Source organism: Pseudacidovorax sp. RU35E (assembly GCF_900156165.1).
In the GTDB taxonomy this organism is placed as follows: Bacteria; Pseudomonadota; Gammaproteobacteria; order Burkholderiales; family Burkholderiaceae_C; genus Xenophilus.
The window spans coordinates 107,672-131,095 of the sequence record NZ_FTMY01000007.1 but is presented as its reverse complement, the minus strand read 5'-3'; the positions used below and the strand labels follow the sequence as shown (position 1 = coordinate 131,095).

Sequence of the window (23,424 nt, the reverse complement as noted above, 5' to 3'; positions counted from 1 at the left end):
CAAAGGGTGGGCCTGAATCAGGGCATCGAGAACACGCACGAAAAGCCGCGCCCGGCCCGCCGGCTGCGCGCGGCATGGCGCCGCACGCAGCCAGGGGCCTGGCCGCATCTCGCGCTCTCTTTCATCCGGACTGTGACCGTCGGCTTCGGAATCGCACCGAAATCTGCTGACCCCGCCACCGCGGCCCGAAGGCTGCGGCAGCGGGCGCTCGCGGGCTCGTGCGGAAGTCGCCTTCCACCATGACCGCCGGTAGGGAATTCCACCCTGCCCTGAGAACGCTTGACGGCCACCCGAGGGTGGCCGCGGGCGGATTCTAGGAGCGGCGCAATGGCCTTGCTGTCGCCTTCATTCCGCCTGCGCCTCCAGCGTGCGCACCGGTTGGCGGTTGCGCTCGCTGCGGATCACCTGCAGGCCCGAGCCCACCAGCAGCGCGATGCCGGCCCAGGCCCAGGCGTTGGGCACGTCGCCCCACACGGCATAGCCCAGCCCCACCGCGAAGAGCAGGGCCGAGTAGCGGAAGGGCGCGGTGAGGGACACCTCGCCCTGGCGCATGCACTGGATCAGCAGGAAGTAGGCGGTGGCCAGGAAAGCGGACGACAGCGCCAGCAGCCCGAGTTGCCCGGCCGTGGCCGGCTGCCAGCCCTCGGCCACCGACAGCGCGCCCGACAGCAGCGTGACGGCCAAGGCGGTGGAGAGCGTGACCACAATGGAGGGAATGGCCGGGTCCAGCCCGCGCGTGAGCAGGTCGCGCGTCGCATGGAACAGGGTGGCCGAGAGGCACAGCAGTGCCCAGGCGTTGAAGCCGTCGCCGCGCGGCTGCACCACCAGCAGCACGCCGACGAAGCCGATCCCCACGGCCCACCAGCGCGCCGCGCCCGGCCGCTCGCGCAGGAAGATGGCGGCGAACACCGTCATGAAGAGCGGTGCCGCGAGGTTGATGGCGGTGGCATTGCCCAGCGGCAGGCGGAACAGCGAGAGCAGGTACATCACCGTCGCGCAGGCATCCACGCCGGCGCGCAGCAGCACGCGCGGGTGACCGATGCTGCCCAGGCGCCGGTGCTCGCCGAGCACGACGGCCACGGCCAAAACCAGCAGCGTGGCCATCAGCCCGCGCAGGAAGATGAGCTGCCCGGCCGGCAGGCCCTGGCTGACGAACTTGCTGAGGGCGTCGTTGACGACGAAGCAGGCCATGGCGCCGAGCATGCAGCCGATGGCGCGTCGGCCGCGGCGGGCCGGATCGGAGGAGAGGAGGGAAGGCACGGAGGGCGAGGGTAACGCGGCCCAAATCCGTTCGCCCTGAGCCCGTCGAAGGGCCGAACGGCGCGCGCCCCTCACACCACGCTGCGATGCCGCTCGATGCAGATGCGCAGCGTCTCTTCCCCGTCGCGCTGCCACCAGTCCTGCGTCGAGAAGATCTCCACCTCGCAGTGCCCCGCGTAGCCCGCGGCCTCGACCCAGCTGCGCAGTTGCTGCAGCTCGATCACGCCGTCGCCCATCATCCCGCGGTCGTTGAGCAGGTCGCGCGTGGGCGTGAGCCAGTCGCACACGTGGTAGGCCAGCAGGCGGTCCCGGCCCGCGCGGGCCGTCTGCGCTTCGAGCTTCGGGTCCCACCAGCAGTGGTAGGCATCCAGCGCCACACCCAGCATGCCAGTGCGGTCCGGGTCGAGTTCGTCGCACAGGTCCAGCGCCTGCTCCAGCGTGTTGACGCAGGCCCGTTCCGCGGCCTGCATGGGGTGCAGCGGTTCGATGGCCAGCGGCATGCCGACGCTGCGCGCGTACTCCAGCGAGGCCGCGATGCCATCGCGCACCTCGCCGCGGGCGCGGGCCATGTCCTTATGGACCGGCTTGCCTTCGAGGGCGCCGGGCAGTGCGCCCACCACCAGCACCAGGCAGGGCGCATTCAGCGCCTTGGCCTCGTCGATGGCGCGGCGGTTGTCGTCCAGCGCGGCGCGCAGGCCGGCCGCGTCGGCCGCGGGGTAGAAGCCGCCGCGGCAGAAGCCCGACAACTGCATGTCCAGCGCCCGCAATTGCCGACCCACGGCCTCCAGCCCGGCGGCGGCGACCTGGTCGCGCCAGGGGCTGATGGCGCGGATGCCCTGCGCGGCGCACTGGTCGATGATGCGCGCCAGCGGCACTTCGGCACCGCGCTGGCGGCGGATGGTGGCGGTGTTGATCGACAGCCAGCGGCTGTCCTGCGACAGGTCGCGCATCAGCCCTCCACCCCGTGCGTGGCCAGCAGTGCCTTCATGCGACGCATGGCCAGGTCCGGGTCGGCCAGCAGGTGGGCCGCGTCGGCCAGGCGGAACAGCTCGGCCAGGTGCGGCAATGAGCGCGTGCTCTGCTGGCCACCCACCATCGTGAAGTGCGACTGGTGGCCGTTGAGCCAGGCCATGAACACCACGCCCGTCTTGTAGAAGCGCGTGGGCGCCCTAAAGATGTGGCGCGACAGCGGCACCGTCGGCGCCAGGATCTCGTGGAAGCGCGCCGTGTCGCCCTGCGCCAGCGCAGCCAGAGCCGCGCTCGCCGCGGGCGCGATGGCGTCGAAGATGCCCAGCAGCGCATCGCTCCTGCCGTGCGTGGGCTCGGTGCCGGCACCGTCGCCCGCAATCAGCTCGGCATAGTTGAAGTCGTCGCCGGTGTACATCCGCACGCCCGCGGGCAGCCGGCGGCGCATGGCGATCTCCTTGTCCTTGTCGAGCAGCGAGATCTTGATGCCGTCCACCTTGTGCGGATGGGCCGCGATGATGCCCAGGGCCGTGTCCATGGCGGCGTCCACGTCGCTGGTGCCCCAGTAGCCGGCCAGTGCCGGGTCGAACATGTCGCCCAGCCAGTGCAGCACCACCGGCTGCTTCGCCTGACTCAGCACGCGGTCGTAGACGCGCTCGTAGTCGGCCGGGGACTTCGCCACACGGGCCAGTGCGCGGCTGGCCATCACGATCAGCTTTCCGCCCAGGGCCTCGATGGCGGCCATCTGCGTCTCGTAGCCGCGGATCACGTCGTCCACGCTGCGGACCTCGGCCAGGTCCAGGTGGTCGGTGCCGCAGCCGGAGGCGAGGAAGGCACCCGGCACGTCGCGCGCTGCGTCGATGGAGCGGCGGATGAGTTCCAGCGACGTGGGCCAGTCCAGGCCCATGCCGCGCTGGGCGGTGTCCATGGCCTCGGCCACGCCCAGGCCCAACGACCACAGGTGGCGGCGGTAGGCCAGGGTGGCGTCCCAGTCGACGGCGCATTGCAGCCAGGGGTCGACGGCCGCCAGCGGATCGGCCACGACGTGCGCGGCGGAGTAGGCGATGCGGTCGAAGCGGGCGCCCGGCTGCGGCTGCACCGGCGTGGCGCCGCTGAGCGTGTAAGCGGCCAGACGGCCGTCGGCGTCGGGCAGGCGAAGGGTCAGGGCCATGGGGGGTTCCTTGTCGGCGCGGCCATCAGACCTCGAGCGGCGGCACATCGATCCAGCGCCGCTCCTTCCAGGAGTCGAGCGCGGCCTCCACCAGTTGCACGCCCTTGGCACCCTCGGGCAGCGTCCACTTGTACGGCGCGTCCTCCACCACGTGGCGGATGAAGTGCTCCCACTGGATCTTGAAGCCGTTGTCGTAGGTCTCGACATCCGGGATCTCCTGCCACTGGTCGAAGAAGTTCATCGTCTGCTTGATGTCGGGGTTCCACACCGGCCGCGGCGTGGCCACGCGCGACTGGGCGCGGCAGCTCTGCAGGCCGGCGACGGCCGAGCCCTCGGTGCCGTCGACATGGAAGGTCACCAGGTCGTCGCGGCGCACCCGCGTGACCCAGCTCATGTTGATCTGCGCGATCACCGGCTCGCCGTTGTGGCCGGTGAGCTGGCAGGTGGCGTAGGCCGCGTCGTCGGCCGTGGCCTCGTAGGGCTGGCCGGCCTCGTCCCAGCGCCTGGGGATGTGGGTGGTGCCCAGGCAGCTGACCGACTGGACCTCGCCGAAGAGGTTGTCCAGCACGTAGCGCCAGTGACACATCATGTCCAGGATCATTCCGCCGCCGTCTTCCTTGCGGTAGTTCCAACTCGGGCGCTGGATGGGCTGCAGGTCGCCCTCGAACACCCAGTAGCCGAACTCCAGCCGCACCGACAGCATGCGGCCGAAGAAGCCGGCGCGGCGCAGCATGTCCAGCTTGCGCAGGCCGGGCAGGAAGAGCTTGTCCTGCACGGCGCCATGCTTGATGCCCTTCGTGCGGCCGGCCTCGTCGGCCAGGCGGGCGATCTCCACCGCCTCGTTGAGGTTGGTGGCGATGGGCTTCTCGCAGTACACGTGCTTGCCGGCGCGGATGGCCTGGGCCAGCAGTTGGGGGCGCATCTGCGTGGTGCCGGCGTCGAAGAAGACGGTGTCCTGCGGATTGGCCAGCGCCGCCGCCAGGTCGGTGCCCCAGCGCTCGATGCCGTGGGCGCGGGCCAGCGCCGCGATCTTGTCGGCATTGCGGCCGATGAGGATGGGGTCGGGCATCACACGGTCGCCGTTGGCGAGCGGGACGCCGCCCTGCGCACGGATCGCGCAGATGGAGCGGATCAGGTGCTGGTTCATGCCCATGCGTCCGGTGACGCCGTGCATGATCAAACCGAGTCTTTGAGTGGCCATGGGAAGAAGCTGTTCTGCGAGGGAAGAAGAGGGCGGTTGGCTTGGTGCGTGCGCAGGCTCACTGCTGCGCCGAGAGGCCGGCGGCCTTGACCACCGCGGCATTGCTGACGATCTCGTCCTTGATGTAGGCGTCGAACTGCTCGGGCTTGAGCGTCCACGCATCGGCGCCCAGCTTGGCGAAGCGTTCCTTCACCTCGGGCGTGGCCAGGGCCTTGAGTACCTCGGCATGCAGCCGCTCGATGACCGGACGCGGCGTCTTGGCCGGGGCCATCATGCCGATCCAGAAGTTGAACTCGGAGCCGGGCACACCCGCCTCGGCCGTGGTCGGCACATCGGGCAGGGCGCTGGCGCGCTTCGGCGAGCCGACGGCCAGTGCCAGCAGCTGGCCTTCACGGATCTGGCCGATCACCGGCGCGATGGGCGAGAAGTAGTAGTCCACCCGACCGGCGAGCACCTCGGTCACCGCCTCGGCCGAACCTTTGAAAGGAATGTTGGTGGCATCGATGCGGGCGGCCAGTTTGAACTTCTCGGCATTGAGATGCGTGGCACTGCCCTGGCCCGCCGAAGCGAAGTTGAGCTTTCCGGGCTGGGCGCGTGCCGCTGCCAGCAGATCGTTCAGCGTGCGATAGCCCTTCTGCGGCGACACGACCAGCGCGTTCGACAGGGAGGAGATCGGCGTCACGCCCGCGAAGTCGCGCACCGTGTCGAAGGGCAGCTTGGCAAAGGTGGACGGGCTGACCGTGTGCGAGGACGAATGGATCATCACCGTATAGCCGTCCGGCGCGGCGGAGGCCACTGCCGCCTGCCCGATGGTGCCGCTCGCGCCGCCGCGGTTCTCGATCACCAGCTGCTGGCCCATGCTCTGGCTCATCTTGTCGGTGATGGCGCGGGCAATGATGTCGGTGGTGCTGCCGGCAGCGAAGGGCACGATCACGCGGATCGGCTTGCTGGGGTAGGCCGTGTCGGCGAGTGCGGGGAGGGTCGCCGCAGACAGGGCGAAAAGGGCTGCTGCGGCGGTGCGGGTGAAAGGACGCATGTCGATGTCTCCTGTTTTTATTCACCAATCGGTGAATTGCAGGCGATTCTGTGCGCTGACCGCTTGCACGTCAACGCAGCGCGGCCGATGAGGTCTTGGTGGAATCCCGGATGAGCGACCCCCGCAGCGCGGTGTCCGAAGGGGCTGCGCGCGCCGCCTGGCGCTCGCGCGATCAATCAGTGCAGCAGGTAACCCAGCACCAGTTCGGTCATGTGCGACAGCCGCTGCGCCATGGCCTTCGGTGCGCGCAGGTCACGCCCGAAGATGGCGGAAAGCGTGTGGTTGTTCGACAGATAGAAGTAGCACAGCGAAGCGATCGAGATGTAGAGCTGGATCGGATCGACCCCGGCGCGGAACACGCCTTCGCGCCGGCCTCGCTCGAGTACGCCGTCGAGCAGCTGCACCAGCGGCGAATTCATCTCCTGGATGCGCTCGGAGCGCCGCAGGTGCTCGGCGCGGTGGAGGTTCTCGCTGTTGAGCAGCGTGATGAACTCCGGGTGTTCCAGGTAGTAGTGCCAAGTGAAGGAGACCAGGCGGCGAACGGCTTCCACGGGCTCGACCGCGTCCAGGTGCAATTGCTGCTCGGCAGTGCGGATGTCGGCATACACCCCCTCGAGCACGGCAAGGAACAGGTCGTCCTTGCTGCCGAAGTAGTAGTAGATGAGGCGCTTGTTGACGTCGGCGCGCTCGGCGATGCGGTCCATCCGCGCGCCGGCGAGGCCGTGGCTGGCGAACTCCTCGCGCGCGGCCAGCAGGATGGCGGCCTGGGATCGGTCGGCATCGCGTGGGCGCGCTTCAGGGAGGGGGGTATCGTCGCGCATCGTTCAATTCACTATATGGTTAACTAGAGTCGTCCGCAACGCGGGCTCCCGATAATCGCCCAACTTTTCGTGGCTATCGGCGTGCGCGCCTCCTTCACCTCATGACCGCTTCTCGTCCTGCCGGCCATCTGCTGGTCGAATGTCTCGTCGCCCAAGGCGTCTCCCACGTGTTCGGCGTGCCGGGTGAAAGTTTCCTGGCGGCACTCGACGGCTTCCATGACCACGGGGCGCAGATCCGCTTCGTGGCCTGTCGGCAGGAAGGGGGCGCGGCCTTCATGGCCGAAGCGCACGGCAAGCTGAGCGGACGACCGGGCGTGTGCTTCGTCACCCGCGGTCCGGGCGCCACCAATGCGTCCATCGGCGTGCACACCGCCTTCCAGGATTCGACGCCGATGGTGCTGCTGGTCGGCGACGTGGGCAGCGACTTCCGCGACCGCGAAGCCTTCCAGGAAGTGGACTTCGCCAGCTTCTTTGGCCCGAGCACCAAGGGCTTCGCCAAACGGGTCGAGCGTGTGGACGATGCCGACCGGCTCCCCGAATACGTGGCCCGCGCCTTCGCGACGGCCATGAGCGGCCGGCCGGGTCCGGTGGTGCTGGTGTTGCCCGAGGACATGCTGCGCGCACCGACCGCGACCCAGCCGCTTCCACGCGTCGAGCCGCCCCAGGCCTGGGCCGACCCTGGCGGCCTTCGTACCCTGCGCACCATGCTGCTCGCGGCCGAGCGCCCCATCGTGGTCGCGGGCGGGGGCGGTTGGACGCCTCAGGCCGCGCAGGCCCTGCAGCGTTTCGCCGAGAACTGGCAGTTGCCGGTGGCCAATGCCTTCCGCTTCCAGGACACCTTCGACAACCACCATCCGCTCTATGCCGGCGACGTGGGCATCGCCATCAATCCACGACTGGCGGCCCATGTGCGCGAGAGCGATCTGGTCATCGCCATCGGCCCGCGCCTGGGTGAGATGACGACCGGCGGCTACACCCTCCTGGAGGCGCCGCGCAGTCGGCAGAGGCTGGTGCATTTCCATGCCAGCGCCGAGGAACTGAACCGCGTCTATCAAGCCGATCTCGCCTTCAACACGACCATGAACGCGGCGGCCCGATCGCTGGAAGTTCTGACCGCGCCGCCCGAGGTGCCCTGGAGCGCCTGGGCGCAGCAGTTGCACGCCAGCTACGAGGCCAATCTGGTGCCGCAGTCGCTGCCGGGGCCGGTCGACATGGCGGCCGTCGTCAACATCGTGCAGAAGCACCTGCCGGCCGACGCCGTGGTGACCAATGGCGCCGGCAACTTCGCCAGCTGGATGCATCGCTTCTTCCGCCATCACGGTCTGGCCAAGGGCTTCAAGACGCAGTTGGCGCCCACCAGTGGCGCCATGGGCTACGGCGTGCCAGCGGCCATCGCGGCCAGCATCGTGTCGGGCCGGGTGGCCTTCACGGTGGCGGGCGATGGCGACTTCCTGATGAACGGCCAGGAGCTGGCCACGGCCATGCAGCACGGGGGGCGCAGCATCGTCGTGCTGCTCAACAACGGCATGTTCGGCACCATCCGCATGCACCAGGAGCGCGAGTACCCGACGCGCATCAGCGGCACGGCCTTGGGCAACCCGGATTTCTGCGCGCTCGCGCGGGCCTATGGCTATGCGGCGGAGCGGGTCACTTGCACGGAGGATTTCGAGGCGGCGCTGCTGCGCGCGCTGGAAGCGCCGACGGGCACGCTGATCGAGATCCCGCTCGACCCGGAGGTGATCACCACGCGGACGACGCTGGGTGCGATCCGCGAAGCCGCCATCGGCAAGGATGCCGCCGCAGGCTGATGCGCTGTGCGCGGCTGGCCTTCGGTCTGCCAGTCTCGCCGGCTCTCAAAACCGCCGTGCAAATGAAAAGGGACGTGCATCGCACGTCCCTTTTGGCTGGCGGGTGGCGCGTCTTACTTGACGTGCGCGCCGATCAGCGAGGCCAGCTCGAACATCGAGACCTGTGCCTTGCCAAAGATTTCCTTCAGCTTGGCGTCGGCGTTGATCATCCGCTTGTTGGCCTTGTCCTGCAGGTTGTTCTTCTTGATGTAGTCCCACAGCTTGCTCACGATGGCGGTTCGCGGCAGCGGGGTGCTGCCCACCACGGCGGCCAGCGCGGGGCTGGGCGTGAGCGCCTTCATGAAGGCGGCGTTGGGGGTGCGCTTGGCCGCGGGGGCCTTCTTGGCGGCGGGCGCCTTCTTCGCCGGTGCGGCAGCCTTCTTGGCCGGCGCTGCCTTCTTCGCTGGAGCCGCCTTCTTGGCGGGCGCGGCGGCCTTCTTCGCCGGCGCCTTCGCCGGTGCTTTCTTTGCAGTTGCCATGGTTGAGTCCTTGTCTTTGGAGAGATGCAGTCTTCCCAATGAAAAGCGTGTCTTCTTGGGTGTCGCTGATGCTAAAGGAGAAGAAACGCCTTTCCAAGGGAGATCAAGGCTTTTCCGAGGGGCGCGTTGCTTTTTTTCAGAGGGCAAACCGCGCGGCGTCGCTCAACGTTGCGCGGGCACGGGCCGGCCGCTGCGCGAGGGCCAGGTGGCCAGCACGACCCCTGCGAGTGCTGCAGCAAAAGCAAGCAGTTGCAGCGTCGACAGCGACTCGCCCAGCACGAACACGCCCACGAGCGCTGCTGCCACCGGCAGCATCACCGTGAAGACACCGGCCTGAGATGCGGGCACGCCTCCCTGTAGGCCTGTCATCCAGAGCCACACGGTCCAGATGCTGGCGGCCAGGGCGTAGGCCACCAGCAGCATCCACATCCCCCCGGGTACGGCGGAGAAGTCGAAGTGCCAGGCGAGCGCGAGACCGAAAGGCGTGCTCAGCGCGAAGCCCCACAGGTTGATCAGTGCCGAGATGCGACGGGGTCCCAGTCGCCCTGTGAGCGACTTGCCGATCACCGCATACGCCGCCTCGCACAGGACCGCGCAGAACACCAGCAGGTTGCCCAGCCAGGGCCAGGCTGGCGTGGGGCCTGTCGGGTCCGCGTGGGCCGGATGCGGGGCCAGCGCCAGCAGGCCGATGCCCGCAGCGGCGCATCCGATGGCGGCCACCACCCGTGCGCCGATGCGTTCGCGCAGGAACAGCCAACTGCCGATGGCCACCACCGCAGGGATCGCCGCCATGATCACGCCTGCCGAGACGGCGCTGGTCATGCGTACGCCGAACAGCATGAAGATGGAGAACAGGAAGTTGCCGAGGAAGGATTCCAGGAACACCAGGAATCGCGTGCGCGCAGTCATCGGTGGTTCGTCGGCCGGCCTGCGCAGCCAATGCGGCATCGCCAGCGCCGCGATGCCGAAGCGCAGCCAGGCCAGCAGCAGTACCGGAAAGGTCGCGGCCAGCGGCTTGGACAGGGCCACATAGCTGCCGACGAGCGTCATGCTGAGCGCCAGGCAGCCATACGAGAGGAGACGATGGGGCGAAGTGGGCGCGGGGGACGGCGTCACTAGACTGGTCTTTCTTGTCTTCACGTTCCGCGTCTGCGTGCGCGGGATCGATCCATCATGCCTGAGCCATTGAACGCCCTTCTGCCGCGGCATTCCTCGGACCCGCCACGTTCCGTCTTCGTGTACGGCACCTTGCGGCGTAGCGGCAGCAACGACATCCACCGCTTCGGACCGCCGGCGCCCTGCTTTCGCGGCGCAGGCTGTATCGCGGGCACGCTGCATGACCTGGGCGCCTATCCAGGCGTGGTCCTGGGCGGTCCCGGTCGGGTGTGGGGCGAGGTGTACGAGATCGCGCCCGCGGTCGAGCGGGCGCTCGATGCCCTGGAAGAGGTCCAGGACGATGACGAAGGCGAGTACCGCCGAAGGCACGTGAGCGTGGTGATGGAGGGCGGTGGCAGTGTGGATTGCCTGGTCTATGAGATCCATCCACGACGCGCCCGAGGCAGACCTGTCATCGCCTCTGGCGATTGGATTGCACACCTGGCAGGAGCAACGGTTGCGAGGTGATGGGCAGCCGGTTGTCCCCGCCCCCGACGCACCATCCGACGGCTCGGCATTGCGGGCGGCCACCACACGACGCCGTCCAAGTCCCAGTCACGTGTCCGACGCTTCCGCGCTGGGAAAAAGCGTTTCTCATTGTGGAATTTCGGCGCGGCAGGTTTGGATCATGCCTTTCAGAAAGAAGAAACGCGTTTCTTATCGCGAAAATATCATCTTAAGTTGTTGAAATTATTGGCTTTAATAAAGTCTTATATAAGACATAAGACACAAGAGATGCTCGTACAGTAGAGCCAAGCAGCGAAGACCGCCGCTCAGCCTTCCGACCCGTCATTGCAACCTTGGAGTCCACCATGCCTCAAGCCATCACCGAACAACTCAGCCGCGACCAGCAGATCAGTGCCCTCGAGAAGGACTGGGCGACCAATCCGCGCTGGAAGGGCGTGAAGCGCGGCTACAGCGCGGCCGACGTGGTCCGCCTGCGCGGTTCCGTGCCGATCGAATACACCCTGGCCCAGCGCGGTGCAGAAAAGCTGTGGGAGAAGATCAACGGCGGCGCCAAGAAGGGCTATGTGAATGCCTTCGGCGCCATCACCGCCGGCCAGGCCATGCAGCAGGCCAAGGCCGGCCTGGAGGCCGTGTACCTGTCGGGCTGGCAGGTCGCCGCCGACGGCAACACGTCCGAGACCATGTACCCCGACCAGTCGCTGTACGCGTACGACTCGGTGCCGACCATGGTCCGCCGCATCAACAACACCTTCAAGCGTGCCGACGAAATCCAGTGGGGCCGCGGCATCAACCCCGGCGATGCGGAGTTCGTCGACTACTTCCTGCCGATCGTGGCCGATGCCGAAGCCGGCTTCGGCGGCGTGCTCAACGCCTTCGAACTGATGAAGAACATGATCGCGGCCGGCGCTGCGGGCGTGCACTTCGAAGACCAGCTGGCCGCCGTCAAGAAGTGCGGCCATATGGGCGGCAAGGTGCTGGTGCCCACGCAGGAGGCGGTCGAGAAGCTGATCGCCGCGCGCTTCGCCGCAGACGTGATGGGCGTGCCCTCCATCGTGTTGGCCCGCACCGACGCCGAGGCTGCCAACCTGATCACCAGCGATCATGACGCCAACGACAAGCCCTTCCTGACGGGCGAGCGCACGCAGGAAGGCTTCTTCCGCGTCAAGAACGGCCTGGAGCAGTCCATCAGCCGCGGCGTCGCCTACGCACCTTATGCCGACCTGGTGTGGTGCGAGACCGGTGTGCCCGATATCGGCTTCGCCCGAGAATTCGCCCAGGCCGTGCACGCCGCCTGCCCCGGCAAGCTGCTGAGCTACAACTGCTCGCCCTCGTTCAACTGGAAGAAGAACCTGAACGAAAAGCAGATCGCCTCGTTCCAGGAAGACCTGTCGGCCCTGGGCTACAAGTTCCAGTTCATCACGCTGGCCGGCATCCACATCAACTGGTTCCAGACCTTCCAGTTCGCCCATGCCTATGCCCGCGGCGAAGGCATGAAGCACTACACCGAGATGGTGCAGGAGCCCGAATTTGCTGCGCGCGAAAAGGGCTACACCTTCGTGTCGCACCAGCAGGAAGTCGGTGCCGGTTATTTCGATGACGTGACCACCGTCATCCAGGGCGGCTCGTCCAGCGTGAAGGCGCTGACGGGCTCGACGGAAGAAGAGCAGTTCCACTGATCAGCGCATTGCGCCGCATTTGGCGCGAGCAAGGCCCGGCAATCGCCGGGCCTTTTCCGTTGGCCGTCGCTACAATCGCCGGCTCACCGGCTGTCCACCAACAAGGGCGAGAAAGGCAAACTGGTTATGACACCGCGAACTACTGGCACCGCAACGTTCGGTCCGCTTCCCGTGGGGAGTGGCCGGTAGCACCGCGCAGCGCCGGCAGGTCCGGCCCGTTCATTCAGCACGAAGCGCGGCTCATTCCCGCGCTTTTTTGTTTTCCGCTCCGAGGTTTTCCATGATCCAGATCACGCTCCCCGACAACTCCCGCCGCGAATATCCCGGTCCCGTGACGGTGGCCGAGGTGGCCCAGTCCATCGGCCCCGGCCTCGCCAAGAACACGGTGGCGGGCAAGGTGGACGGCAAGCTGGTGGACGCCAGCGACCTCATCGACCACGACGCTCGCCTGCAGATCATCACGCCCAAGGATGAGGAAGGGCTGGAGATCATCCGCCACTCCTGCGCCCACCTGGTCGGCCATGCGGTCAAGCAGCTCTATCCCACGGCCAAGATGGTGATCGGCCCGGTGATCGACGAGGGCTTCTATTACGACATCTCGTACGAGCGCCCCTTCACGCCGGACGACATGGCGGCCATCGAGCAGCGCATGAAGGAGCTGATCGCGCAGGACTACGACGTCATCAAGAAGATGACGCCGCGCGCCGAAGTGATCGACGTCTTCAAGTCCCGTGGTGAAGACTACAAGCTGCGCCTGGTCGAGGACATGCCCGAGGAGCAGGCCATGGGCCTGTACTACCACCAGGAATATGTGGACATGTGCCGCGGCCCGCACGTGCCCAACACGCGCTTCCTGAAGGTCTTCAAGCTTACGAAGCTGGCCGGCGCCTACTGGCGCGGTGATGCCAAGAACGAACAGCTGCAGCGCATCTACGGCACGGCCTGGGCCGACAAGAAGCAGCTCGATCAGTACATCCAGCGCATCGAGGAGGCCGAGAAGCGCGACCACCGCAAGCTGGGCAAGGAACTCGACCTGTTCCACATCGACGACGTCGCACCCGGCGTGGTCTTCTGGCATCCCAAGGGTTGGGCCCTGTGGCAGGCCGTGGAGCAGTACATGCGCCAGGTCTACAAGGACACGGGCTACCAGGAAGTGAAGGGCCCACAGATCCTCGACAAGAGCCTGTGGGAAAAGACGGGTCACTGGCAGAACTACCGCGAGAACATGTTCGTCACGGAGTCGGAGAAGCGCGACTATGCGCTCAAGCCGATGAACTGCCCCGGCCATGTGCTCATCTTCAAGAGCGACCTGCGCAGCTACCGTGAACTGCCGCTGCGCTATGGTGAGTTCGGTCAGTGCCACCGCAATGAGCCTTCGGGCGGCCTGCATGGGATCATGCGGGTGCGCGGCTTCACGCAGGATGACGGCCACATCTTCTGCACGGAGGACCACATCCTCGAGGAATGCGTGGCCTACACGTCGCAGTTGCTCAAGGTGTACGCGGATTTCGGTTTCACGGACATCCTCTACAAGGTGGCGACGCGCCCCGAGCACCGCATCGGCTCCGACGAGCTCTGGGACAAGGCCGAAGGCGCGCTGATGGAAGCGCTGCGTCGCTCGGGCGTGGACTTCGTCATCGCCCCGGGCGACGGGGCCTTCTATGGCCCCAAGATCGAGTACACGCTGCGCGACGCGATCGGCCGTCAGTGGCAATGCGGCACGATGCAGGTGGACTTCAACATGGCCGAGCGTCTAGGCGCCGAGTACGTGACGGAGTCGAGCGGTCGCGCCCACCCCGTGATGCTGCACCGTGCCATCGTCGGCAGCCTCGAGCGCTTCATCGGCATGCTGATCGAACACCACGCCGGCGCGATGCCCGCGTGGCTTGCCCCGGTCCAGGTTTCGGTGCTCAACATCACGGATTCACAGGCCGACTATGCGGCCGAAGTTGCGAAAACGCTGCGCCATCAAGGGTTTAGAGTGCAGCTGGATCTGCATAACGAAAAGATCACGTATAAAATACGAAAGCACTCGCTGCAAAAGCTTCCCTACATCCTCGTCGTCGGCGACAAGGAACGGGAGGCCGGTGCCGTCGCAGTGCGCGCCCGGGGCAATGTCGACCTCGGGGTCATGTCGATTGAGGCGTTCTCCCAAAAGATCGCCGACGACATCTCCAACAAGCGTTGACAAACCTCGGGGCCGGATTTCAATGTCCGGCTCTGCGCATCGCTTGAGCGCGCGCCAAAGCGGTTTTAGCTACAGAATCTGTAGCATCTGATGAAGGACTGAAGCCATCGCTACTGCATTTCGCGACCGTCGCCAACGCGAGGAACGCCAACACCGCCTGAACCGGGAAATCATGGCCCCGGAAGTTCGCCTGTTCGGACCCGACAACGAGGCCCTGGGCGTCGTGAGCCTGTCCGAGGCCCTGCGTCTTGCCGGCGAGAGCGACGTGGACCTGGTCGAGGTCGTCGCTGCCGCCAATCCGCCGGTCTGCCGGTTGATCGAGTACGGCAAGTTCAAGTTCCTCGAACAGAAGAAGGCCGCCGAGGCGAAGTCGAAGCAGAAGGTCATCGAGGTTAAGGAAGTCAAGTTCCGACCCGGTACCGACGATGGCGACTACAACATCAAGATGCGCAACATCCGTCGTTTTCTGGACGACGGCGACAAGTGCAAGATCACGCTGCGCTTCCGTGGCCGCGAGATCACGCACCAGGAGCTGGGCCTGGCCTTGCTGCAGCGCATCCGGGACGAACTGGGCGACGCCATCGTGGTCGAGCAGTTCCCCAAGCTGGAAGGCCGGCAGATGATCATGATGATCGCGCCGGGCCGCAAGAAGGGTGGGGCGGCTCCCAAGGCCGCCGAGCCGGCAACGTCCGGCCAGGCTTGAAGCGCGAGCTTCGCCTGCCTACAAAGGATTTCGCCGCTGGCGCCGCAAGGCGCGGGTGGCGGGATGAAGAAGTGCCTCGAAGGCCAACAAGTTCGGGAAGGATTCCCGGCGCCTTGCGAGCACAAGTAAAAGGAGCATTCACATGCCCAAGATGAAGACCAAGAGCAGCGCGAAGAAACGCTTCCGCGTTCGTCCCGGTGGCACCGTCAAGCGCGGTCAAGCCTTCAAGCGTCACATCCTGACCAAGAAGACCACCAAGAACAAGCGCCACCTGCGCGGTGCGGTGACGGTTCATGAGACCAACATGGTTTCGATGGCCGCCATGCTGCCCGGCCAAGGCATTTGATCAACCGACGAACTAGGAAGGATTCAATATGCCTCGCGTCAAACGTGGTGTAACCGCTCGCGCCCGCCACAAGAAGGTTCTCGCCCTTGCCAAGGGCTTCCGCGGTCGTCGCGGCAACGTCTTCCGCATCGCCAAGCAGGCGGTGATGAAGGCGGGCCAGTACGCCTACCGTGACCGCCGCGCCAAGAAGCGCGTTTTCCGTCGTCTGTGGATTGCGCGTATCAACGCCGCCTCCCGTGAACTGGGCCTGACGTACAGCCAGTTCGCCAACGGCATCCGCAAGGCCGGCATCGAGATCGACCGCAAGGTCCTCGCCGACATCGCCGTGCACGACAAGGCGGCTTTTGCCGGCATCGTGGAGCAGGTCAAGGCCAAGCTGGCTGCTTGATTCCGCCCCGTGCGCGTCCGCTCCGGCGGAGACGCGCACACCCACGGTTCCAGGGCTGGCGCTTGAAAAAGCTCCGGCCCTTTTTCATGGGCCCCGCGGCGCGCGCATCGACTCCCGGTCGGTGCCCTCGCGTCCCGCGGTCACGGCCCTCTCCATTTCTCCGCATCGCACGCATTCCATGAACGAACTGGACACCCTGGTCGACCAAGCCCGTGCCGCCTTCGCTGGCGCCCGGGCACCCGCTGAGCTCGAAAACGCGAAGGCGCAGTTCCTCGGCAAGTCCGGCCGGGTCACGGAACTCATGAAGGGCCTGGCCCAGCTGCCGGTCGACGAGAAGAAGAGCCGCGGCGCCGCCATCAACGTGGCCAAGCAGGCGATCGAGGCCGCGCTCAATGCCCGTCGTCAGGAACTGGCCGATGCGGAACTCAATGCCCAGCTGCAGGCCGAGGCGCTGGACGTCACGCTGCCGGGCCGCCGCCGCGCCGGGGGTGGCTTGCACCCGGTGGCGCGTGCGCAGGAGCGCATCGAGGCCATCTTCGCCAGCATGGGCTTCGACGTGGCCGATGGCCCCGAGGTCGAGACTGACTGGTTCAGCTTCACCTCGCTGAACAACCCGCCGAACCATCCGGCGCGGTCGATGCAGGACACCTTCTACGTCGACATGAAGGACGATGACGGCCAGCTGTTCAACCTGCGCCCGCACACCTCGCCGATGCAGGTGCGTTATGCCCAGGCCCATGCGCGCCAGTACGCCGGCCAGGAGAGCATGCCCGACATCCGCGTGATCGCACCGGGCCGCACCTACCGTGTGGACAGCGACGCCACCCACTCGCCCATGTTCCACCAGGTCGAGGGGCTGTGGATCGGCCAGAACGTCAGCTTCAAGGACCTGAAGGTGATGTACCTGGACTTCATCCAGGCCTTTTTCGAGACGAGCGCGCTCAAGCTGCGCTTCCGCCCCAGCTACTTCCCCTTCACCGAGCCCAGCGCCGAAATCGACATCATGTTCGAGAAGGGGCCGCTGGCCGGGCGTTGGCTGGAGGTCTCGGGCTCGGGCCAGGTGCATCCGCAGGTGGTGCGCAACATGGGCCTGGACCCGGAGAAGTACATCGGCTTCGCCTTCGGCTCGGGTATCGACCGCCTGGCCATGCTGCGCTACGGCGTGAGCGACCTGCGCCTCTTCTTCGACGGCGACCTGCGCTTCCTGAACCAATTCCAATAAGACGAGGGCGACCCGATGCAATTCCCCGAATCCTGGCTGCGCGCCTTCTGCAATCCGCCGCTGTCCTCCGAAGCCCTGGCCGATACGCTCACCATGGGCGGCTTTGAAGTCGAGGAGCGCCGTCCCGCTGCGCCGCCCTTCACCAAGATCGTCGTCGGTGAGATCAAGGAGGCCGTGCAGCATCCCAATGCCGACCGCCTGCGCGTGTGTCAGGTGGACGCCGGCCATGGCGCCCTGCTAAACATCGTCTGTGGCGCACCCAACGCCCGTGTGGGCATCAAGGTGCCCTGCGCGCTGGTCGGCGCCGAGCTGCCGCCCGGCGAGGACGGCAAGCCTTTCAAGATCAAGCTGGGCAAGCTGCGTGGCGTGGAGAGCCAGGGCATGCTGTGCTCCGCCCGCGAGTTGGGCCTGAGCGACGACCACGGTGGCCTGCTCGAACTCGCTGGCGATGCGCCGGTGGGCGCCGACGTGCGCGAGCTGCTGCAGCTCGACGACGTGCTGATCACCATCAAGCTCACGCCCAACCTGGCGCATGGCCTGTCGGTCTACGGCATCGCGCGCGAACTGTCGGCGCTGACCGGTGCGCCGCTGCAGACGCCGGCCATCGAGCCGGTGCAGCCGCAACTGGACGACAAGCTGCCGGTGCGCGTCGAGGCCGCTGACCTTTGCGGTCGCTTCTCGGGACGCATCGTGCGCGGCGTCAACACCCGCGCGGCCACGCCGGCCTGGATGGTCGAGCGCCTGGCGCGCTGCGGCCAGCGCAGCGTGTCGCCGCTGGTGGACATCTCCAACTACGTGATGTTCGAGTACGGCTCGCCCTCGCACATATTCGACCTCGACAAGATCCATGGCGGCCTCACGGTGCGCTGGGGCAGGCCAGGCGAGCAGCTCAAGCTGCTCAACGGCAACACCGTCACGGTCGACGCGCAGGTGGGCGTGATCGCCGACGAGCGCGAGGTCGAGTCCCTGGCCGGCATCATGGGCGGCGACGCCACGGCCGTGTCCGACGACACGAGCAGCATCTACATCGAGGCTGCCTTCTGGTGGCCGGCCGCCATCCAGGGCCGCTCGCGCCGCTTCAACTTCTCGACCGACGCCGGCCATCGCTTCGAGCGCGGTGTGGATCCGAGCCGCACCGTGGCCATGATCGAGCGCATCACCCGCCTGGTGCAGGAGATCTGCGGCGGCCAGGCCGGCCCCATCGACGACCAGGTCCTCAAGCTGCCCGAGGCCACGCCCGTCACGCTGCGCGTCGCGCGTGCCGAGCGCGTGATCGGTATGCCGATCACCCAGGCCCAGTGCGCCGACGTGCTGCGCAAGCTGCACCTGGACTTCACCGAGGGCGAGGGCACGCTCACCGTCACGCCGCCGCCGCACCGCTTCGACATCGCCATCGAGGAAGACCTGATCGAGGAGGTCGCGCGCCTCGTCGGCTACAACAACCTGCCGTCCACGCCGCCGCTGGCGCCCATCCGCGCCCGCGTGCTGTCGGAAGCGCAGCGCAGCCGCTTCGCCGTGCGCCATCGGCTGGCCGACCTGGGCTACCAGGAGACGATCAACTTCAGCTTCGTCGAAGCGGCATGGGAGCGCGATCTGGCGGGCAACGCCAACCCGGTGCAGCTGCTCAACCCCATCGCCAGTCAGATGAGCGTGATGCGCTCGTCGCTCATGGGTTCGCTGCTGGCCGTGCTCAAGTTCAACCTGGACCGCAAGGCGCCGCGCGTGCGCGTGTTCGAGGTGGGCCGTGTGTTCGCGCGCGACGATGCCGTCGTGACCAGCGATAGCAGCGTCAAGGGCGTGCGCCAGCCGGTGCATGTGGCGGGCCTGGCCTGGGGCGACGACGAGGCTGCGCGCTGGGACGGCAAGCCGCAGCGTGTGGATTTCTACGACGCCAAGGGCGATGTCGAAGCGCTGCTCGCGCCGCGCGCCGTGCGTTTCGAGAAGGCGGAGCATCCCGCGCTGCATCCGGGCCGCTGCGCCCGGGTGCTCGTGGATGGTCAACCGGTCGGCTTCATTGGCGAGCTGCACCCGCGCTGGCGCCAGCAGTGGGACCTGCCCTTCGCGCCCATGCTGTTCGAGTTGTCGCTCGACGCCGTGACGGCGCGGGCCATGCCGGCCCTGCGTCCGGTGCCGCGCCACCAGTCCGTGGAGCGCGACATCGCCGTGGTGGTGGCCGAATCGGTGAGCCACGACGCTCTGCTGGATGCCGTGCGCACTGCAGACACCGGCGGCCTGCTGCGCGATGCGGCGCTGTTCGACATCTACCGGCCGGCGCCTGAGGCAAACGCTGCTGCGCCCGGCACCCTCGCTGCGGGCGAGAAAAGCATGGCCGTGCGCCTGGCCTTCCTGGGCGAGGCCACGCTGACCGACGAACAGGTGGATGCCGCCGTGTCGGCCATCCTCGCGAAGGCCCAGCAAGAGGTGGGCGCGCGCCTGCGCGGCTGAAACCCAGGACGACGACGACATGGAATTCAAGATCGACGCCATCGAGACGCCCGCGCTCACCAAGGCGCAGCTGTCGGAACTGCTGTTCGAACAGATCGGCCTGAACAAGCGTGAGGCCAAGGACATGGTGGAAGCCTTCTTCGACGTCATCGGCCAGCGGCTGATCGAGGGCGACGAGGTGAAGATTTCCGGCTTCGGCAACTTCCAGATCCGCACGAAAGCCGCGCGACCCGGCCGCAATCCCCGCACGGGTGAGTCGATTCCGATCGGTCCTCGCCGCGTGGCGGTCTTCCACGCCAGTGCCAAGCTCAAGGAGCAACTGCACGAGGCCGTGGCGGCCGACGCGCAGACGCCCATGGCGGTGGCCCCGGCCGAAGTCCGGCGCGGCGCAGAAGTCGACTGACGCCCACCCGAGCGCCGTCGTCACATCTTTGTGCACTTTGGACATTCGGCGGCTGGTATGTGCAGCGGTGCTGGAGTAACCTCGCACGTTTGCCTCGCACCGTGTTGATTTCGATGGAGAACAGCCTCCCTCCGATTCCCGTCAAGCGCTACTTCACCATCGGTGAGGTGGCCGAACTGTGCGGGGTCAAGCCCCACGTGTTGCGCTACTGGGAGCAGGAATTCACGCAGTTGCGGCCCATGAAGCGGCGGGGCAATCGCCGCTACTACCAGCACCATGAGGTGCTGATGATCCGGCGCATCCGGGATCTGCTGTATGAGCAGGGCTTCACGATCAGCGGTGCACGCAACCGGCTCCAGGAACTGGCCCAGGCCGAGCGCGATCGTCGCCGCCGTGGCGAGTTGGCCGGAGACGATGCCGAGGCTCAGCTCACCTTTGCCGAGCAGCCTTTCGATGACGATCCGGCGTTCGACGAGGCAGTGTCGCCGGCGGTGCCGGCGGAGGGCGCACGCCACTCGGCGCATCGTGTGGCGGCCGATGCCGAACTCGTGGTGGGTTCGCCCTTGCCTGTGATCTCCGATGCCTATCCCGTGGCGCTGCTTCGACGCGAACTGGTGGAGCTGCGCGAACTGTTGAGCCTCTACTGACGAGGCTTGGATTTCTCAGTGCCAAGTTCGTGAGGCTCGCGAATTTCGGTATATACTTTATGGCTTCGGTGTGTGGCGCAGCCTGGTAGCGCACTTGCATGGGGTGCAAGGGGTCGAAGGTTCGAATCCTTTCACACCGACCAATAAAAAAAGCTGAAAGCCGCTGCGGAGTCATTTCCTCAGCGGCTTTTTTGTTGTCTGCGCTGCAGCTGTTCCCCGGACCCGACCAGGGTCCGACCGTCGATCAAGGAGTTCCGTTTGGACATCGTTCTGCTGGTCAAGGCCGCCATCATGGGCATCGTGGAAGGGCTCACCGAGTTCCTCCCGATTTCCTCCACCGGCCACCTCATCCTGGCCGGCTCGCTGCTCGGCTTCGACGACGGCAAGGCGAAGGTCTTCGACATTGCGATTCAGACCGGTGCGATCTTCGCGGTGATCCTTGTGTACTGGCAGAAGATCCGTTCCACCGTCGTGGCACTGCCGCGCCAGCGCAAAGCCCAACGCTTCGCACTCAACGTGCTCATCGGTTTTCTGCCGGCCGTGGTGCTGGGCCTGCTGTTCGGCAAGGCCATCAAGGCGCACCTCTTCACGCCCACGGTGGTGGCCAGCACCTTCATCATCGGCGGCTTCATCATCCTGTGGGCCGAGAAGCGCCCACCCGGCGCCGTGCGCGTCGAACATGTGGACGACATGACGCCGCTGGATGCGCTCAAGGTGGGACTGGTGCAGTGCTTCGCCATGATCCCCGGCACCAGTCGCAGCGGCTCCACCATCATTGGCGGCATGCTGCTGGGCCTGTCGCGCAAGGCGGCGACCGATTTCTCTTTCTTCCTGGCCATTCCGACGTTGATCGGCGCGGGCGTCTACAGCCTCTACAAGGAGCGCGCACTGCTGTCCGTGGCGGACATTCCGATGTTCGCGGTGGGCCTGGTGTTCTCCTTTGTGAGCGCCTGGCTGTGCGTGCGCTGGCTGCTGCGCTACATCTCCACCCACAGCTTCATTCCCTTCGCCTGGTACCGCATCGTGTTCGGCCTGATCGTGCTGGGCACGGCCTGGAGCGGGCTGGTGGTGTGGGCGGATTGAACGGCGCGGGGCGGGTTATCGCGCCTCGGCTTCGACAAGCTCAGCCCGAACGGTTGTGGGGCGCATAAGCCGGTGTAGCGCGCTTCCATGAGTCTTCACATGAAGTGCCAATAAAAAAGCCACCGGTTGCAGGCCGGTGGCTTTTGTCCTTTGGAGCACCGCGCAGTGCTCGTCGACCCGACGCGCCCGGGGGTCGAGCAGGTCCTCAGAGCAGGTTGCGCAGCGTGGCCTCGATGGCGGCTGCCGTCGCGATCGGCTTTTCCATCGGAAAGAGGTGCGTGCCGTCCAGCATGCTGATGCGCCCGCGCGTCAGGCGCAGCGTCGCGGCCATGCCGGCGCGCTTCATCTCCACCGACTGGCGCCCGCCGATGAAGGCGCAGGGGCATTGCAGGGGCCGGCGGCGCAGCAGGCTGCCAATGTTGTCGGGCAGGTTGTCGTAGATCGCCGTCTCGACGTCGCGGTCGAAGGCCAGGGCGCGCGCATCGCCGTGAACGAAGGTGCCGTGGTCGATGTAGTCGTGCAGCACCTGCGGATGCCAGCGCGCGAAGGCCTTCTTGTGGCGGAAGTGCTCGAACACGGCCTCGCGGTCTTCCCAGCTGTCGCGGCGCTTGCGGCTGACCATTCCGGGCGACACCCGGCGCATCAGCGGCGTGCGCTTGACCAGTCCCAGTGTGCCGGCGCGCCAGCCGTCGATGATGGGCGAATCGATCATCACCACGCCTCGCGCCAGCAGCGGATGCTGCGAGGCGCACATCACGCTCAGGATGCCGCCCAGTGAATGGCCGACCAGGAACGGGGCGGTGCCCGCTCCATCGGCGATGGGCGCGGCGAACTCGGCGAGTTGCTCGACCAGGTGGGGCCAGTTGTTGGTGACCGGAAAGCGCGGGTCGTGCCCGAACTTCTCGATGGCGTGCACGGCGAAGCCGCGGGCACGCAGGCTGTCGAGCATCACCCGGTAGGTGCTCGCCGGAAAGCTGTTGCCGTGCGAGAAGACGATGGGCGGCAGCGTGGCTGCGGCGGAAGACGGGGGCGCTGAAGCAGGCACGGAAGAGTGCAACTCAGATCAGCTTCTCGTCCCGCGTCGAGATCTTGCGCAGCGCGCCGTGGCGGCCGGCCGGCATCTTCAGCGGGTGCGCGGTGTGGTCATCGTTCCAGACCGGGTCTTCGAGACTGTCGAATACCTCTCGCAGCTTGCGGCCCCAGCCGTCGCGGATCATGCGGAAGTAGGGGTTGTCGGCGTCGATGCAGATCACCTTGTCGGTCTGCAGGCGGTTGGCTTCGTACACCACCAGGTCCAGCGGCAGACCCACCGACAGGTTGGACTTCATGGTCGAGTCCATCGACACCAGCGCGCACTTGGCGGCCTCGTCCAGCGGCGTGTCGGGCGTAAGCACGCGGTCGAGCACCGGCTTGCCGTACTTAGCCTCGCCGATCTGGAAGTAGGGTGTCTCGGGCGTGGCCTCGATGAAGTTGCCGGCTGAATAGACGAGGAAGAGCCGCATGCCCTCGCCCTTGACTTGGCCGCCCAGGATGAAGCTCACGTTGAAGTCCACGCCGGCCGCCTTCAGTGCCTCGCCGTCGCGGTCGTACACATGGCGCACGGCCGAGCCAAGCACGCGTGCGGCGTCGAACATGCTCTTGGCGTTCCAGATGGTGATGGGCGGGCCTTCGCGGCCGCGCTCCTCCAGCTCTTCGATCTGCAGGATCTCGCGCACCGACTGCGAGATCGACAGGTTGCCGGCCGATAGCAGCACCATCACCCGGTCGCCGGGCTGCTCGTAGACGATGGTCTTGCGGAAAGTGCTGATGTGGTCCACACCGGCGTTGGTGCGGGAGTCCGACAGGAAGACCAGGCCGGCGTTGAGTTTGATGCCTACGCAGTACGTCATGATGATGCGCGGTCGGCGGGCGGGCCGCGG

At 66.6% G+C, this 23,424-nt stretch carries 22 protein-coding genes, 1 tRNA gene and 1 riboswitch; of the genes, 13 read left to right on the top strand and 10 right to left on the bottom strand.

All coding sequences use genetic code 11. The annotated features are described in order from the left end of the window. Positions 1 to 109: 109 nt before the first annotated feature. Positions 110 to 281, bottom strand: a riboswitch (FMN riboswitch). 64 nt (positions 282 to 345) lie between these two features. The 6 genes from BXA03_RS14190 to BXA03_RS14165 form a co-directional block, all read right to left on the bottom strand. Further along, positions 346 to 1,260, bottom strand: coding sequence for a DMT family transporter (locus BXA03_RS14190; RefSeq protein WP_143476314.1), 915 nt, complete (start codon positions 1,258 to 1,260; stop codon positions 346 to 348). A gap of 71 nt (positions 1,261 to 1,331) precedes the next feature. Beyond that, complete coding sequence (locus BXA03_RS14185; protein ID WP_076508865.1) at positions 1,332 to 2,210, bottom strand: sugar phosphate isomerase/epimerase family protein; 879 nt, start codon at positions 2,208 to 2,210, stop codon at positions 1,332 to 1,334. After that, positions 2,210 to 3,397: a dihydrodipicolinate synthase family protein gene (locus BXA03_RS14180; RefSeq protein WP_076508857.1), complete on the bottom strand. Its 1,188-nt coding sequence runs from the start codon at positions 3,395 to 3,397 to the stop codon at positions 2,210 to 2,212. The genes BXA03_RS14185 and BXA03_RS14180 overlap by 1 nt, the downstream gene beginning before the upstream one ends. A gap of 25 nt (positions 3,398 to 3,422) precedes the next feature. Beyond that, positions 3,423 to 4,598 carry a Gfo/Idh/MocA family protein gene (locus tag BXA03_RS14175; protein WP_076508854.1) on the bottom strand — a complete coding sequence of 392 codons (1,176 nt, stop codon included), beginning with the start codon at positions 4,596 to 4,598 and terminating at the stop codon, positions 3,423 to 3,425. A 58-nt stretch (positions 4,599 to 4,656) separates the two neighbouring features. Next, positions 4,657 to 5,634 (bottom strand): tripartite tricarboxylate transporter substrate binding protein, encoded by a 978-nt coding sequence (locus tag BXA03_RS14170; RefSeq protein ID WP_076508852.1) that lies wholly within the window; start codon positions 5,632 to 5,634, stop codon positions 4,657 to 4,659. 176 nt (positions 5,635 to 5,810) lie between these two features. Next, positions 5,811 to 6,455: a TetR/AcrR family transcriptional regulator gene (locus BXA03_RS14165; RefSeq protein WP_076508849.1), complete on the bottom strand. Its 645-nt coding sequence runs from the start codon at positions 6,453 to 6,455 to the stop codon at positions 5,811 to 5,813. Between the two features lie 101 nt (positions 6,456 to 6,556). On the opposite strand from BXA03_RS14165, the gene BXA03_RS14160 reads away from it, so the two are divergent. Then, positions 6,557 to 8,263, top strand: a complete 1,707-nt coding sequence (locus BXA03_RS14160; protein WP_076508847.1) for a thiamine pyrophosphate-binding protein — start codon at positions 6,557 to 6,559, stop codon at positions 8,261 to 8,263. 113 nt (positions 8,264 to 8,376) lie between these two features. On the opposite strand, the gene BXA03_RS14155 is transcribed toward BXA03_RS14160, so the two are convergent. Together BXA03_RS14155 and BXA03_RS14150 are read right to left on the bottom strand one after the other, a co-directional pair. Further along, positions 8,377 to 8,781, bottom strand: a complete 405-nt coding sequence (locus BXA03_RS14155) for an SWIB/MDM2 domain-containing protein (RefSeq protein ID WP_076508844.1) — start codon at positions 8,779 to 8,781, stop codon at positions 8,377 to 8,379. Between the two features lie 162 nt (positions 8,782 to 8,943). Continuing rightward, entirely contained in the window at positions 8,944 to 9,831 is an 888-nt protein-coding gene (locus BXA03_RS14150) for a DMT family transporter (protein WP_234983690.1), read from the bottom strand. A gap of 123 nt (positions 9,832 to 9,954) precedes the next feature. Here BXA03_RS14150 and BXA03_RS14145 point away from each other — a divergent pair, with 123 nt between their 5' ends. The 12 genes from BXA03_RS14145 to BXA03_RS14090 all read left to right on the top strand — a co-directional run bounded on the left by BXA03_RS14145 (position 9,955) and on the right by BXA03_RS14090 (position 21,505). Continuing rightward, complete coding sequence (locus tag BXA03_RS14145) at positions 9,955 to 10,404, top strand: gamma-glutamylcyclotransferase family protein (protein ID WP_076508839.1); 450 nt, start codon at positions 9,955 to 9,957, stop codon at positions 10,402 to 10,404. Between the two features lie 344 nt (positions 10,405 to 10,748). After that, entirely contained in the window at positions 10,749 to 12,080 is a 1,332-nt protein-coding gene (aceA, locus tag BXA03_RS14140) for an isocitrate lyase (protein ID WP_043113209.1), read from the top strand. Positions 12,081 to 12,360: 280 nt separating this feature from the next. Beyond that, positions 12,361 to 14,268 carry a threonine--tRNA ligase gene (gene thrS, locus BXA03_RS14135; RefSeq protein WP_076508836.1) on the top strand — a complete coding sequence of 636 codons (1,908 nt, stop codon included), beginning with the start codon at positions 12,361 to 12,363 and terminating at the stop codon, positions 14,266 to 14,268. Positions 14,269 to 14,374: 106 nt separating this feature from the next. Beyond that, positions 14,375 to 14,971: a translation initiation factor IF-3 gene (infC, locus tag BXA03_RS14130; RefSeq protein WP_076508833.1), complete on the top strand. Its 597-nt coding sequence runs from the start codon at positions 14,375 to 14,377 to the stop codon at positions 14,969 to 14,971. A gap of 142 nt (positions 14,972 to 15,113) precedes the next feature. After that, positions 15,114 to 15,317: a 50S ribosomal protein L35 gene (rpmI, locus tag BXA03_RS14125; RefSeq protein ID WP_017758898.1), complete on the top strand. Its 204-nt coding sequence runs from the start codon at positions 15,114 to 15,116 to the stop codon at positions 15,315 to 15,317. A gap of 28 nt (positions 15,318 to 15,345) precedes the next feature. Continuing rightward, complete coding sequence (gene rplT / locus BXA03_RS14120; RefSeq protein WP_017758897.1) at positions 15,346 to 15,705, top strand: 50S ribosomal protein L20; 360 nt, start codon at positions 15,346 to 15,348, stop codon at positions 15,703 to 15,705. Positions 15,706 to 15,883: 178 nt separating this feature from the next. Beyond that, positions 15,884 to 16,927 (top strand): phenylalanine--tRNA ligase subunit alpha, encoded by a 1,044-nt coding sequence (pheS, locus tag BXA03_RS14115; protein ID WP_076508830.1) that lies wholly within the window; start codon positions 15,884 to 15,886, stop codon positions 16,925 to 16,927. A gap of 15 nt (positions 16,928 to 16,942) precedes the next feature. Next, positions 16,943 to 19,372: a phenylalanine--tRNA ligase subunit beta gene (gene pheT / locus BXA03_RS14110; protein WP_076508828.1), complete on the top strand. Its 2,430-nt coding sequence runs from the start codon at positions 16,943 to 16,945 to the stop codon at positions 19,370 to 19,372. Between the two features lie 19 nt (positions 19,373 to 19,391). Further along, positions 19,392 to 19,775 carry an integration host factor subunit alpha gene (locus BXA03_RS14105; RefSeq protein WP_083716086.1) on the top strand — a complete coding sequence of 128 codons (384 nt, stop codon included), beginning with the start codon at positions 19,392 to 19,394 and terminating at the stop codon, positions 19,773 to 19,775. Positions 19,776 to 19,888: 113 nt separating this feature from the next. Beyond that, positions 19,889 to 20,422 (top strand): MerR family transcriptional regulator, encoded by a 534-nt coding sequence (locus tag BXA03_RS14100; RefSeq protein ID WP_076508825.1) that lies wholly within the window; start codon positions 19,889 to 19,891, stop codon positions 20,420 to 20,422. 66 nt (positions 20,423 to 20,488) lie between these two features. Then, positions 20,489 to 20,565 (top strand) — tRNA-Pro (locus BXA03_RS14095). A 115-nt stretch (positions 20,566 to 20,680) separates the two neighbouring features. Further along, the gene (locus tag BXA03_RS14090; protein WP_076508822.1) at positions 20,681 to 21,505 is read left to right on the top strand and encodes an undecaprenyl-diphosphate phosphatase; all 825 of its coding nucleotides are present in this window, start codon (positions 20,681 to 20,683) and stop codon (positions 21,503 to 21,505) included. 205 nt (positions 21,506 to 21,710) lie between these two features. On the opposite strand, the gene BXA03_RS14085 is transcribed toward BXA03_RS14090, so the two are convergent. Together BXA03_RS14085 and BXA03_RS14080 are read right to left on the bottom strand one after the other, a co-directional pair. Then, complete coding sequence (locus BXA03_RS14085) at positions 21,711 to 22,511, bottom strand: alpha/beta fold hydrolase (protein ID WP_076509316.1); 801 nt, start codon at positions 22,509 to 22,511, stop codon at positions 21,711 to 21,713. A 52-nt stretch (positions 22,512 to 22,563) separates the two neighbouring features. After that, a complete protein-coding gene (locus BXA03_RS14080) occupies positions 22,564 to 23,394 on the bottom strand; it encodes a proteasome-type protease (protein ID WP_076508820.1) in 831 nt (276 codons plus the stop codon). Positions 23,395 to 23,424: the final 30 nt, after the last annotated feature.

What these genes read in the sequence shown, in the direction of transcription:
- BXA03_RS14185 (WP_076508865.1), bottom strand. Translation starts at nt 2,210, where the DNA reads ATGCGCGACCTGTCGCAGGACAGCCGCTGGCTGTCGATCAACACCGCC.
- BXA03_RS14180 (WP_076508857.1), bottom strand. Translation starts at nt 3,397, where the DNA reads ATGGCCCTGACCCTTCGCCTGCCCGACGCCGACGGCCGTCTGGCCGCT.
- BXA03_RS14175 (WP_076508854.1), bottom strand. Translation starts at nt 4,598, where the DNA reads ATGGCCACTCAAAGACTCGGTTTGATCATGCACGGCGTCACCGGACGC.
- BXA03_RS14170 (WP_076508852.1), bottom strand. Translation starts at nt 5,634, where the DNA reads ATGCGTCCTTTCACCCGCACCGCCGCAGCAGCCCTTTTCGCCCTGTCT.
- BXA03_RS14165 (WP_076508849.1), bottom strand. Translation starts at nt 6,455, where the DNA reads ATGCGCGACGATACCCCCCTCCCTGAAGCGCGCCCACGCGATGCCGAC.
- BXA03_RS14160 (WP_076508847.1), top strand. Translation starts at nt 6,557, where the DNA reads ATGACCGCTTCTCGTCCTGCCGGCCATCTGCTGGTCGAATGTCTCGTC.
- BXA03_RS14155 (WP_076508844.1), bottom strand. Translation starts at nt 8,781, where the DNA reads ATGGCAACTGCAAAGAAAGCACCGGCGAAGGCGCCGGCGAAGAAGGCC.
- BXA03_RS14150 (WP_234983690.1), bottom strand. Translation starts at nt 9,831, where the DNA reads ATGACGCTCGTCGGCAGCTATGTGGCCCTGTCCAAGCCGCTGGCCGCG.
- BXA03_RS14145 (WP_076508839.1), top strand. Translation starts at nt 9,955, where the DNA reads ATGCCTGAGCCATTGAACGCCCTTCTGCCGCGGCATTCCTCGGACCCG.
- aceA (WP_043113209.1), top strand. Translation starts at nt 10,749, where the DNA reads ATGCCTCAAGCCATCACCGAACAACTCAGCCGCGACCAGCAGATCAGT.
- thrS (WP_076508836.1), top strand. Translation starts at nt 12,361, where the DNA reads ATGATCCAGATCACGCTCCCCGACAACTCCCGCCGCGAATATCCCGGT.
- rpmI (WP_017758898.1), top strand. Translation starts at nt 15,114, where the DNA reads ATGCCCAAGATGAAGACCAAGAGCAGCGCGAAGAAACGCTTCCGCGTT.
- rplT (WP_017758897.1), top strand. Translation starts at nt 15,346, where the DNA reads ATGCCTCGCGTCAAACGTGGTGTAACCGCTCGCGCCCGCCACAAGAAG.
- pheS (WP_076508830.1), top strand. Translation starts at nt 15,884, where the DNA reads ATGAACGAACTGGACACCCTGGTCGACCAAGCCCGTGCCGCCTTCGCT.
- pheT (WP_076508828.1), top strand. Translation starts at nt 16,943, where the DNA reads ATGCAATTCCCCGAATCCTGGCTGCGCGCCTTCTGCAATCCGCCGCTG.
- BXA03_RS14105 (WP_083716086.1), top strand. Translation starts at nt 19,392, where the DNA reads ATGGAATTCAAGATCGACGCCATCGAGACGCCCGCGCTCACCAAGGCG.
- BXA03_RS14100 (WP_076508825.1), top strand. Translation starts at nt 19,889, where the DNA reads ATGGAGAACAGCCTCCCTCCGATTCCCGTCAAGCGCTACTTCACCATC.
- BXA03_RS14080 (WP_076508820.1), bottom strand. Translation starts at nt 23,394, where the DNA reads ATGACGTACTGCGTAGGCATCAAACTCAACGCCGGCCTGGTCTTCCTG.